At 48.7% G+C, this 10,989-nt stretch carries 7 protein-coding genes, 1 pseudogene and 2 riboswitches; of the genes and pseudogenes, 5 read left to right on the top strand and 3 right to left on the bottom strand.

Annotated features, from left to right (window positions below):
• Positions 1-411 (bottom strand): annotated as a pseudogene (locus WG8_RS28715) (glycine dehydrogenase); the annotation flags it as partial.
• A gap of 125 nt (positions 412-536) precedes the next feature.
• Entirely contained in the window at positions 537-1,637 is a 1,101-nt protein-coding gene (gene gcvT, locus WG8_RS17695; protein WP_007431592.1) for a glycine cleavage system aminomethyltransferase GcvT, read from the bottom strand.
• Positions 1,638-1,716: 79 nt separating this feature from the next.
• Positions 1,717-1,812: riboswitch (glycine riboswitch) on the bottom strand.
• Positions 1,813-2,015, bottom strand: a riboswitch (glycine riboswitch). It lies immediately after the preceding riboswitch.
• 303 nt (positions 2,016-2,318) lie between these two features.
• On the opposite strand from gcvT, the gene gcvH reads away from it, so the two are divergent.
• Positions 2,319-2,714: a glycine cleavage system protein GcvH gene (gene gcvH / locus WG8_RS17690; RefSeq protein ID WP_007431591.1), complete on the top strand. Its 396-nt coding sequence runs from the start codon at positions 2,319-2,321 to the stop codon at positions 2,712-2,714.
• A gap of 194 nt (positions 2,715-2,908) precedes the next feature.
• On the opposite strand, the gene WG8_RS17685 is transcribed toward gcvH, so the two are convergent.
• The gene (locus WG8_RS17685; protein WP_007431590.1) at positions 2,909-5,107 is read right to left on the bottom strand and encodes a DUF6055 domain-containing protein; all 2,199 of its coding nucleotides are present in this window, start codon (positions 5,105-5,107) and stop codon (positions 2,909-2,911) included.
• Positions 5,108-5,679: 572 nt separating this feature from the next.
• Between WG8_RS17685 and WG8_RS17680 the strand changes: the two genes are divergently transcribed.
• From WG8_RS17680 to WG8_RS17665, 4 genes are all read left to right on the top strand, one after another.
• Entirely contained in the window at positions 5,680-7,158 is a 1,479-nt protein-coding gene (locus tag WG8_RS17680; RefSeq protein ID WP_007431589.1) for a PTS mannitol transporter subunit IICB, read from the top strand.
• A gap of 82 nt (positions 7,159-7,240) precedes the next feature.
• Positions 7,241-9,319 carry a BglG family transcription antiterminator gene (locus tag WG8_RS17675; RefSeq protein WP_007431588.1) on the top strand — a complete coding sequence of 693 codons (2,079 nt, stop codon included), beginning with the start codon at positions 7,241-7,243 and terminating at the stop codon, positions 9,317-9,319.
• Positions 9,316-9,750, top strand: a complete 435-nt coding sequence (locus WG8_RS17670) for a PTS sugar transporter subunit IIA (protein WP_007431587.1) — start codon at positions 9,316-9,318, stop codon at positions 9,748-9,750. The genes WG8_RS17675 and WG8_RS17670 overlap by 4 nt, the downstream gene beginning before the upstream one ends.
• Positions 9,747-10,892 carry a mannitol-1-phosphate 5-dehydrogenase gene (locus tag WG8_RS17665; protein ID WP_007431586.1) on the top strand — a complete coding sequence of 382 codons (1,146 nt, stop codon included), beginning with the start codon at positions 9,747-9,749 and terminating at the stop codon, positions 10,890-10,892. Before WG8_RS17670 ends, WG8_RS17665 begins: the two co-directional genes overlap by 4 nt.
• Positions 10,893-10,989: the final 97 nt, after the last annotated feature.

Genomic DNA, 10,989 nt, shown 5'->3' with positions numbered 1-10,989 from the left:
ATACATGCTGGCATTGGCTACAGCCATGCCTGTTAATTCGCAAATATACGATTGAAATTCGAATATGGCTTGCAGCTCGCCCTGGCTTACCTCTGGCTGATAGGGAGTGTAGGCGGTGTAAAATTCCGAGCGCGAAGTGATGTGCTGAATGACGGACGGAATATGATGATCATAAATCCCTGCACCAAGAAAGCTGACATGTGTGTCTGTGTTGGCATTATGCCCGGCCAGCTCGGCCAGATGGCGGGTTAAGGCTCTTTCGTCCAGTCGAGAGGACATGGGCAGCTCGCCCTGATATCGGATTTCTGCTGGAATATCACTAAATAAATCGTCAATGGACGATACGCCGACCACACGCAGCATTTCGGTTTGGTCCTGTTCGGTCATGGGCAGATAGCGATGCTGCTTCATAGGTTCTGGCTCCTTTCGAAAAGCAAAATGTAAAGTCGTAAATTGGCTAATACATAATCGTGAACTGGAAAATCCAGAAGTCCATATCTCCTTGTTCGCTTTATAGAAATGAAAAGAGTCTAGGATCAGCGTGAACGTTTATAAAAAGGCGCTGCTACCACCTCGGCGCGCAGGCGTTTGCCACGGATCTCGACCTCCAGCGGTGTGGATAGGGCGCTAAACCGGCTGTCCACCAAGGCCAGACCCAGATTGCGTTTTAAGGTTGGCGATTGGGTTCCCGTTGTAACCTCACCGATTTGCTGTCCTTCCGCGAATACCGGGTAATGGGCGCGCGGGATACCGCGATCCAGCAATTCCAGTCCGATCAGCTTGCGGGGAATACCTTGCTCCTTCTGGCGCTGCAGCGCTTCTCTGCCGATAAAATCTCCCTTGCCCAGCTTAACGAAAAAGCCCAAGCCAGCCTCAAGCGGTGAAATCGTGGCAGATAGCTCTTGTCCGTACAAGGGCAGCCGTGCCTCAAAGCGCAGCGTATCCCGGGCACCAAGCCCGGCGGGAATCAGACCATACGACTCACCTGCGCGAAGCAATCCTTCCCATACAGCCGCTGCTTCCGCTGCAGGTATATACATTTCAAAACCATCTTCACCTGTATATCCGGTGCGGGAGACGAGTGCTTTCACTCCGAACAGCTGCACGTTCTCACGGAATCGGAAGGAGACCAGATTGGTTATATCCGTATCTGTCACGGCTGCCATAATACGCGCTGCTTCCGGGCCTTGCAACGCCAGCAATGCTATGGCATCCGACACATTTTCGAGATGAACGGATGCAGGCACGTGGCGCATAAGCCAATCCCAATCCTTGTCGATGTTGGAGGCATTGACAACAAGCATGTAGCGCTCCGGTCCTTTGCAGTACACAAGCAGGTCATCCACCACACCACCATCAGGGTAACACAAGAGCGAGTACTGGGCCTGACCCGGTTCCAACTGGCTGACATCGTTCGTCGTTACCTGTTGCAGAAAAGCTTGGGCTTCTTTGCCTTCAACCAAAAACTCGCCCATATGCGATACATCGAATAATCCCGCATGTTGGCGGACGGCCTCATGCTCCTTTTGAATGCCGCTAAACTGCACAGGGAGCTCCCAGCCTCCAAAGTCAATGCAACGGACTCCGGGCAGCGTCCCGTAAGAAGAATACAGCGGCGTTTTGCGCAAGTTAGTCATTTTTCCACTCCTATCCGGTATTATCGGCTAAACAAAAAAGACAGGCCGAAAAAAACGTATAGACGGCGGTCTATACTCTTTTTTCAGCTCTGTCCTTGATACCTGAAAGTTACCCCGGTGTGTACCAGGTTTCCTCTTGGGTGATCCGCTTCATCGCGAATGCTCTCCAGAGATGCGTCCGGCAGAGGTCCTTTTGCCTGAGAGATTCACCTGCCGTGCAGGTTTACTCCTTCGGCGCTACCTTTGGAAACAAATACTGTTACCGGGTTATGCCAGCAACAAAACTTGCTCCGATTCGCATGTGCCTCTGTCTCACAGCACTGTCTTACAAGCGATAATAGCTATGCGAATCCTGGCAGTCTCTCCCTCCGCGTTCATCCGCGTTTGCAGTTGTCGGGGTGTTTCCACAAGCATTGGCTATAACCCATTAATACGCAAATTCATTCAAAATGTCAATAAAAATGTCATGAAAATCAATCTAAAAAACATTTAATACATAAATAAGGATATGTAAGCGTTTGTTATACCTTGTCATATTTTGGTTTACAACGCTTTTTACAGTGATATGAAGTATTTTTGTTAGTATTATTGACATAGGTATTCTTGTTGTCATAATCTTAACCTGTCTAGTATAGGTGGGCAGAAGCAATTACATTCCCTTGGAAGTGAGGCGGAAGCAGGATGAGCGAAGTGAAACAGCAGCTTTGGTATACGGAGGAGCATGAATGGGTTGAGCGTATAGAGGATGGAAAGGTTCGAATCGGTATTACAGATTTTGCACAGCACCAACTGGGTGACATTGTTTTTGTGGAGTTGCCTGAGGAGGGAGCAGCAATTGAACAAGGAGCGGAGGTTGGTACGATTGAATCGGTGAAGACGGTATCCGATTTGTTTGCTCCGGTGACGGGAATCATATTAAGGGTGAATGAAACGTTGGAAACTACGCCTGAGCTGGTGAACGAGTCTCCCTATGAAAAAGGCTGGATGATCGAGGTCGAGATCAGCAACGATGTGGAGGAAGCTCTGGGCAAGCTATTGTCTGCGGATGAGTACGAGAGATTGACTGCCGAAGGGTAATAATAAAGTCATATCGTGTCGAATTATGACGTTTCGATCTGAAATTTGTAAGTTGCTGTGTTGAATAGCCAAAAATGACCTCATATTCCACAGTAAAGTGTCAAGTGGAGGATGAGGTCATTTTATATCACATATTTTTCGTTTTGTTCATGCCGGTATCCGGCGTTTAAACTCTAGTCTGCGGACTGGCCATTTTAGCGCATATAGCCGCCCTTGCCGTCTGATCGGGCATAACCGTCCCTGAAATTTTTCACAGATGCCTCCAAACTTTCATAGCCTGCAAAGGAACCGCTACTTATGGTATATCCCATATCATCGAAGAAATCGCCGTAAGTAACGGCCTGTCCGGTGGCTCCTCCATGTTCTCGCTTGCTGGCCCCACCGTGACCAATCGAAAGCCCCTTAACTATGGCATGACCGCTCACCGTATAATACCCCTTAACTAAAGCGCTTTCAACCACCTGTCCATATTCCGAAACTTCTGCTTGTTCAGTAACAACGGCTTGATCCCCTACATGACTATGACCTGTTATTTTTGCAGAACCGTCTGCAATCGCATACCCGCTTAGGGTAGCGGATTCGCCGATCTGGGCGCTTCCACGCACCAGCGCATAGTCTGTAATCTTGGCTGAGCCGCTTACTCTTGCGGCACCGCGCACCACAGCAAAATCTTCAATGCGGACATTCCCGGTCACGGTTGCACTGTCAAGAACCTTGGCATTCTTAGCCACATAGACACTATCATCGACCCGAGCGGTGTCGGCTACGAAACCTCCGCCATTTCTGTGTACATGCCCCCTGATGCCGGTACTTTCTTCAACCTTGCGCATTTGCGGTTCAGCATTTTCCAAGGTGACTTGATAAGGATATTGCGGTTTGGATTCAAACGGAATATTTTTTTCGGAGAACTTTCTTTGCCAGCTTCCAATACCTATTTTGGTTTTTTGCATGCTTTCCAACGTAGGGGTTGCCGCTACGCTCAAATAAGCTTTTTCCCCGTTAAAGACTTCTTCCTGGACGGATTCCCCGTTACCGAAAGAACGGCTGTACCGGCTTTTTCCATTCTTATTTTCAACGATAAGATATGCTTGCCAGCCAGCACCGTTTGCTTTAGCCAAGCCATCCAATTTGACTCGTACTGTGGTGGAGGAAGCGTTTGCAGGAATCTTTGCATCAAGCGGGATGATGTTGTAGCCGGTAGCCTGAGGGGCACGCTCAGAAGGAATGGTATAGACATTATCACTTCCATCCACTTTAAGCATCATCGTATAATACTGCTGCCAATATAGCTCTCCGTACCTGAGCATGTTCTCGACATTGCGTTTGTAGAGCTTCTGATTACGGAAATCAAAAGTAGCCATTCTGCTGGCAAATCGGCCAATCATCTCTTGCACCTTTACTTGAGGATTAATTCTTTGGATCACCTCATAGATGGACTCCGTTGGGTTTTCCGGTTTCCCGGACTGCAGCAGCTTTGCGACAAAACCCGATCCGTAACCCGGTAAGCCATCTGGATTTTCCTCAAGGTATTTCAGGAGCGGCCAGGCTTCGTAATATGCCCGCCCATTTACGGCGGTCAACGTGCTTGCGCGTAAATATAGAGCGGAAAAGTCGGTTGCTCCCTCCGTACCTGACTGTTGTTTATAAGCATCACTGGACGTGTATTCCTCGCGGAACCAGTTGCCCACCGCTTCGCTCCAAGGGCCAAGGTAATCATTTCCTCTCCAGCTGTTGTTTCCTTGGGCAAATTGTACTACATGTCCAAATTCATGAGGGACTGGCAAACCTGGCTGCACTCTGGGACTCATGGCATCCGGAGTGCACATCAAATATGGATACCCCTCTGAGTCAAGTCCGGCAAAAGCCCATCCCCCCTCGTAGAGATGAAGCCCGGTTCCCAGAATGACCACGTTGACCTTGTAATCTTTATTATCGCGTATCCACTCATGAGTCGAACGGGTAGGCGGTGTCATTTTAAGCTTATTTATGAATAAATCCCAGTTATCCTCCAAAATCTTTGCATTTCCCTCCAGGAAAGCCTTGGTTACTTTTTTAGATTCCCCGCCGTTGCCCCATAGGAACTGAAAATGCTCCGATTCGTATACATTGGCATTTGATCTGGAAATCACTTCCGCATCATTATGAACACCGCGTACAGAGTAGGCTGCTTGTACCGCGTAGGCTGTTTCTACCGCGTAAGTTGCTTCTACCACATTTCGGCTCTCGCTAAGTGAATCGGCAACCATTTCTACTTCCGGCTCACTTTGAGCCGATACGCTCTGCGTATGCAGAGACAGCCCCCCGGTAAATGCCAGTGTCATGGCCAAGGCACTCACTCCTGCTGCAAGCGCACGCTCTTTTCTTGTTTTTCTTGTCACATGTTTCTTCTTCATTTTTTTCTCCTTTCTGTGTAACCCTCATTTTGTTTTGCAAATCCTTTTTCTGTTCATGGTCTTTATAAGCCATGCTCTTTGAGCGTTGTCAATGCACCCCCTTTCTCTTCATTTCAGGAAAAAAGAGTTCTCCTATTATTTTTATCGGTTGACAAAATGAAAAGTGAATACATTAATGTATTAATATTCAATTTTATAGTTTATATTTCCAAGCAGAAAAAAGAAGAAATTTCAATAGGGAAACTATAGAAATGGGACAATCAGATAAGCCCCACTTTTTGTTGTTTTTTGGGCAGACGTAATTACGTGTGTTTTCTTCTATTAAGAGGCTTGTCTCCTTGTAAGAGTAGTACAAATGACAGTATGGATTTCCGACTAATTTCTATAGTTACAGGCCATATTAAGAAGAATTATGCAGGGTAAAATACCTTATCGTTAATTTAAATTTAAATGTTGTCATCAACGTTCATGACGAAAGTACGTTTTCATTTCGTTGATGAAGATAACGCTGTCATTTAGTATGAATCTTGAGAAAAGGTAGTGTTGCTATTACCAACAAGGAGGATATGAATATGAGCACAGTGGACGCAAAGTCCAATTCAAATGGAGGCGCTCGCGTCGCCGTACAGCGTTTTGGCCGTTTTCTCAGCGGTATGGTTATGCCCAATATGGGAGCCTTTATCGCGTGGGGGTTGATCACGGCACTCTTTATTCCAACCGGATGGTTCCCGAACGAGGGTTTTGCCCAACTGGTTGATCCGATGAAAAATTATTTGCTGCCACTGCTGATTGGTTACACAGGTGGCACGATGATTCACGGACAGCGCGGAGGTGTGATCGGGGCCATTATGACGATGGGTGTCATTGTGGGAGCAGACATCCCGATGTTCCTGGGCGCGATGGTAGCAGGTCCGCTCGCTGCATGGGTATTGAAGAAGTTCGACAAGGCTATTGAAGGCAAAGTCAGATCAGGCTTTGAAATGCTGGTCAATAATTTCTCGGCCGGGATTATCGGTGCCATTCTAGCACTGCTTGCCCATGTGGCAATTGGCCCGTTTGTACAAATTATCAGCCAAGTGTTGTCAGCAGGGGTACAGTTCCTCGTGAACGCAGGGCTTTTGCCGCTCGTCAACCTCATTATTGAGCCCGGAAAAGTATTATTTCTAAACAACGCACTGAATCACGGAGTATTGAGTCCAATTGCGCTGGAGGAAGCTGCAAGAACAGGCAAATCCGTTTTGTTCATGCTTGAATCCAACCCTGGGCCGGGGCTTGGTATTTTGCTGGCATACTGTCTGTTCGGTAAAGGCTCTGCGAAGTCGTCGGCTCCTGGTGCAGTCATCATTCATTTTTTCGGCGGGATTCATGAAATTTATTTCCCTTACATTTTGATGAAGCCGATTCTGATTCTTGCTGCTATAGCAGGGGGCGTTGTAGGAACCTTCTGCTTCATGTTGACAGGTGCCGGACTGGTTGCTGCTCCTTCACCGGGGAGTATCATCGCTTATTTCCTGATGACACCAAAAGGCGGATATTTGCCGATGCTGAGCGGTGTGATAGCTGGTGCGGTCGTAGCCTTTGCTGTTGCAGCAGTACTTCTCAAGACAGGTAAGCAAAAAGAAGAGGGGCTGGAGGAAGCTGCATCCCGCATGAAAGATATGAAAAATCAAAGCAGGGGTGCAAGCGCTAACGCCGCTGTAACGGAAGATAACCGCGAATCTGATCGTGCTGCCGAGATTGCCGCAGATCGAATGCTGAAGGATAAATCAGAAGTTAACAAGATCGTCTTTTCCTGTGATGCAGGTATGGGTTCAAGCGCTATGGGCGCCTCGATTTTACGCAAAAAAATGAAGCAGGCGGGTGTGGACGTTACGGTAACGAACACGGCAATCAGTGAAATTCCACAGGACGCGGATATTGTTATTACGCAAAAAACGTTGACAGAACGGGCTAAAACGGTAGCCCCGAATGCTGAGCACATTTCCATTGACAATTTCCTGAAAAGTCCTGAGTACGAAGCGCTGGTGGAACGTCTGAAATCCGATTCTTAATTCCCGTAAAGTCAGGTCGTCTGTGTACAGTTTGTATTTCCTGCTGAAGGGATGAGAGCTTGGGAAGGAACGGTATGCGCTTATGAATATTACGAAACGACAATCTGACATCGTGGAATATCTTTTGGAGCAGTCCCAAGAGGTTACGGCCGGGGAAATTGCCGAGAAGATCAATGTCAGCACAAGGACAGTTCACCGTGAACTCGGCGCAGTCGAGCATTGGCTGGCGGCTCATGAGGTAAAGCTGGAGAAAAAATCAGGCATCGGTATCTATGTGGATGCCAACCCGGCTCAGCTTGCAAGCCTGCGGGAGCAATTGATGCATACGAAGTCGGACGAATATTCGGCTGAGGAAAGAAAGATCGTGGTTCTTTGTATGCTGCTGGATGCACAGGAGCCGATCAAGCTGCTGGCGCTGGCTTCTGATTTGAAGGTCACGGTCACTACTGTCAGCCATGATCTGGACGAATTGCAAGGCTGGATCGGGGAACGGGGACTCGTGCTTGTGCGCAGACGCGGATACGGTGTCGAGATTACAGGCCGGGAGATGGACAAAAGACGGGCGATTTCCGAGCTGGCTCTCGAATATTTGGATGAATCAGATTTGTTTTCCAGTCGGGAGGAGCTTCGTCCTGTGACACATGTCGCCGACAAATTGTTGGAGATGATTGGCAGAGAGAATCTGCTGACCGTGGAAAATACTCTCTGGCAGCCCCATGATCAATGGCTGGAAAACATGGTGGAAAGCAAATATATGGAGCTGCTGATTCAAATTTGTGTTTCGCTAGCACGTCTGCGACTCGGGTATGTTGTGGATCATCGTCTCTCGTATTCGAAAACAGATTCGGACGAGAATATCATGCTGCGCGCGGCCATGGTGGAACGCATATGCACGGAATTGTCAGAGGCGCTGGATATTGAGTTTCCAGAGCCGGAACGATCTTATTTCAGGCTGTTGTTTCGTGATGCCGAGGATCATTCCACCCGGCTGCTGCCGCTGGATGATCTCGTACTGCTGGAGACCGTTCATGAGTTGATTTGCCGTGTGGAGGAAGAGACAGACACGCCATTGGCAGAGGATCGCGTTCTACGTGAAGGGCTGATTGCCCATATGGCTCCGGTACTCAAACGTTTGAAGGAAGGCAAGTCGATCCGCAACCCCCTCCTTCAGCAAATCCGCAAGGATTACGGCAGCTTGTTCGACTCGGTGAAAAAGGCTGCCGCAGACATGACAGACATGGAAGTACCAGATGAAGAGATCGGATTTCTCGTCATGCATTTCGGCGCTTCGCTGGAACGGCTGCGACAATTCCGGCGAGAGGTACGGGCCATCGTTGTCTGCACAAGCGGCATTGGATCATCCAGACTTCTGGCAACAAGGCTCGCCAAGGAGCTTCCACAGATCAAAATTGTAGATAGGGCGTCTTGGTTCGAGGCGGCGCGAATTCCGAAGGAGGATTATGATCTGATCATTTCGACAGTGGAGCTGCAGCTTGAACCGGATCGATATCTCAAGATCAGCCCGCTGCTGACGCAGGAGGAGAGTGACCGCCTGCGTAACTTTATCCAGCATATTACACTCAAGCATCCCAATGACCATCAGCAGGAACAGGATATTCAGCCCGGTCAGGACATGGAGTGGCTTACCGGGCTGCGGAAAAGTCTTGAGGAAATTGTACACATTGTACAGCAATTTCAAGTATATCCGCTTGAAAATCAGGGGATGGATATGCAGGCTACCGTACAGGCCATATGCATGCTGGAGGCGGGGCGGGGAAATGTCACAGAGCCTTCTGCCGTTGCTGCACAACTCATGGAAAGAGAGCGCCAAGGTAGTCAGGTTATCCCTGATACCTCGATTGCTTTAGTTCATACGCGCAGCCACTATATTCGCCAGCCTTCACTTACCTTGTATAAGCTGACAGAGCCGCTGCTGACGGATACAGGCGAACAGGTAGAATGCGTGCTGCTGATGTTGGGACCTCGTGAGCTGCCGAGAGAAAGCCTGGAGGTATTGAGCGAGATTAGTGCATTACTTTTGCAGGAAGAGATGGTTACGCTACTGGAGCGCGGTAGCCGGGAGCATATTGCCAATTATATATCGAGTGAGCTGGCTGAATTTTTTCACAGTAAATTAGGAACAGGGAGGAACCTACCGTGAGCATTATGACGATAGATAAAGTAAAAATGAACGCAACCGCCAAAGACAAATATGAGGCGATACGCATGGCTGGACAGATTCTGCTGGATGCGGGACATATTACAAGTGAGTACATTGACAAGATGCTTGAACGCGAGGAGATCGTGTCCACTTATATCGGGAATGGGTTGGCTATTCCACATGGCACAAAGGAATCCAAAGCGTTAATTCAATCGACAGGAATCTCGATCATTCAGTTCCCGCAAGGTGTAGATTTTGGGGAAGAAAAAGCATATATGGTGATTGGCATCGCAGCACAAGGCGGCGATCATATGGAGATTCTGACGGGGATCGCTATGGTATGTGCGGAGGAAGAAAACATGGACAAACTTCGTAACGCGGTGACCCCTCAGGAAATTATTGATTTGTTTGAAAGTGAGATGGAACTATGAGAGCCGTCCACTTTGGAGCAGGAAATATCGGTCGCGGCTTTATCGGATTGATTCTGTCGCGAGCAGGCTATGAGGTTGTATTTTCGGATGTCAACGATACCCTTGTATCCGAGTTGCGCCGTCGTAAACAATACACGGTAGAGTTAGCCAATGATACAAAGGACACGGAGACGGTCACGAATGTAACGGCGATTGACGGCAAAGATGCAGTGGCTGTAGCGGATGCGGTAGATCACGCTGATCTGGTAACGACCGCAGTGGGCGTCAGCATCCTCAGGCATATTGCAGCAGGTATCGCGGAGGGAATCAAGCGGCGGGTAGAACGAGGGGCAGGGCCGCTACATGTGATCGCCTGTGAAAATGCAATCGGGGGTAGCGCCCAACTGAAAGAGCATGTTTTTGCACTGCTGGATGAGGCGACCCGTGCCAAGGCAGAGGTTTCGGTGTATTTCCCCAATGCTGCTGTAGACCGGATTGTGCCGATCCAGCATCATGAGGACCCGTTGCATGTGCAGGTAGAGCCCTTTTACGAGTGGGTTGTGGATCGTTCGCAAATGGCTCCTGACCATAAAGAGATCGAAGGCATCCTTTATGTGCAGGATTTGGAGCCTTACATTGAACGCAAGCTGTTCACGGTGAATACAGGGCATTGCGTGGCGGCTTATCTGGGTTATATAGCAGGTTATGCTACGATTCAGGAGGCCATGAAGGACGGCAAGGTGGTGGATTCGATACAAGGAACATTGGAGGAAACAGGGGCGGTGCTTGTAAAGCGCTTCGGTTTGGATCAAGGGGAGCATAAGAAGTATATCTCCAAAATTTTGGATCGCTTCCGCAATCCTAATCTGACAGACGAGGTTACTCGTGTCGGACGTTCACCATTGCGCAAGCTGTCTCCCAATGACCGTCTTGTACGTCCCGCGCTGCAAGCACAGGAGTATGGCATCCCGACGGATCATCTGGCGTTAGGAATGGCTGCTGCCTGTAAATTTGATATTGCGGAAGATCCCGAGGCGGCTGAGCTTCAGCAGGTCATCCGCAGCGAAGGACTGGGTGTGGCGCTGACACGTTATACATCCATACCTGCAGACCACCCGCTACACCGGCAGGTTTTGGAGCAATATGATATTATAAATTCATAAAACAACGAAATAACGCGTCATATTTTTGATAATCCTCTTGAAGACTAAAAACATCTGCATCAACACGAAAGTGTTTCTGTAGGGATGTACTTCAGGA

The organism is Paenibacillus sp. Aloe-11 (assembly GCF_000245715.1).
Lineage (GTDB): Bacteria > Bacillota > Bacilli > Paenibacillales > Paenibacillaceae > Paenibacillus > Paenibacillus kribbensis.
Note: the sequence above shows the minus strand (reverse complement) of the source record. Positions and strands in the feature narration are given on the sequence as shown.